The organism is Lysinibacillus sp. EB271-A1-10B, assembly GCF_058791335.1.
On record NZ_JBYTDL010000062.1, the window covers coordinates 1 to 1,331 of the forward strand.

General features: G+C 34.6%; 1 protein-coding gene. It reads right to left on the reverse strand.

All coding sequences use genetic code 11. The features are described 5' to 3' along the window. Positions 1-9: 9 nt before the first annotated feature. Entirely contained in the window at positions 10-1,245 is a 1,236-nt protein-coding gene (locus AC3WSK_RS26485; protein ID WP_492413370.1) for an IS110 family RNA-guided transposase, read from the reverse strand. Positions 1,246-1,331 lie beyond the last annotated feature (86 nt).

Genomic DNA, 1,331 nt, shown 5'->3' on the forward strand with positions numbered 1-1,331 from the left:
ACTTACTTATCAAGCTAAATCTTGGTACGTAGTTCTGTTTTTTAATAAGGCAAAAATCCAATGTAATAGTTTATTAATACAAGCTACTATCGCTACTTTAAAAGGTTTTCCTTCGTCACGTTTTTTATCGTAAAACTCACGTAATTTCTTGTTACGAGGAATGATTTTATCGTCTGTTTTAGTTTTCCTACAATCTCGTATTGCACAACGAACAGCCATGAACAAGGCATGACGAAGTCTACTTGAACCTCGTTTTGTAATTCGATTTTTGGTCGCTGAAAACTTACCTGATTCGAAAACACTTGGGTCAACTCCAGCGAATGCCACAAGCTTTTTAGGGTTATTAAATCGATCTATTTCACCAATTTCAGAAATAATCGTTGCAGCGATTTTTTCACCGATACCTGGGATAGATTTGATAATACTATATTCTTCAATTTCTTTAGCGAGGGCATCTATTTCAGACTCTAACTTTGATAGATGCTCTTTGTATTGAAGAAGGATTTTTATATACATATCAAGACTTAAAATATGACTCTGGTAAACTGTTTTTTCAAAAGGATTACGAGCTGCAGCGGCTTTAAGCTGTAAAGCTTTTTCATTTGCCCATTTAATGGACCTACTCTTACATAGTTCATAAATTTTGTCTGTAATGGATTCTTCACTTGCTTTCAAAATATCTTCTGAAGAAGGGAACTCTGAAAGAGTTAATAGTGAAACATTAGAATATAAATCTCCGAAAACCCCTTTATATTCAGGAAATATCTGTTCAAGGACTGCCTGAAATTGCAGCTTTGTTTGAATCATTACACCAGTTATATTTTCATGTTGTCTAGTAAGATTACGAAGGTTTAATAACTGCACACCACGCTTTTTATATGGCTCCAATTCCTCTTTATAGAACAATTCACAAAGAAGATAGGCATCAATGGCATCCGTTTTTACTTTTCTCAAACTCGAACCTCTTGCTTTATATGAAATTAACGGATTTATGATGATCAATAAATATCCTCGTTCTTCTAAATAATGAATGACAGGAGCACCATAGTGTCCTGTTGCTTCTAAAATGATTGTAGGCTTCATACCAGCCTCGTTTTTTACATTCTCTAAAAATAATACAAGGTCATTCAGACCTTCTAAAGTATGCGTTACCTTAAAACTTTTACGATATGGTTTGCCTTTATCTAAAAATGCTTGAACCTGGCTTTCTCCTTTTGAAATATCCAGACCGATGACTGGATTCATTTTTAATCTCCTCCTAGAATCATAGTTTGCCAGTTACCCCTAATCCTCCATGCAGTGTCATAGCTTCGCTTGTTATACGAGATCTA

What these genes read in the sequence shown, in the direction of transcription:
- AC3WSK_RS26485 (WP_492413370.1), bottom strand. Translation starts at nt 1,245, where the DNA reads ATGAATCCAGTCATCGGTCTGGATATTTCAAAAGGAGAAAGCCAGGTT.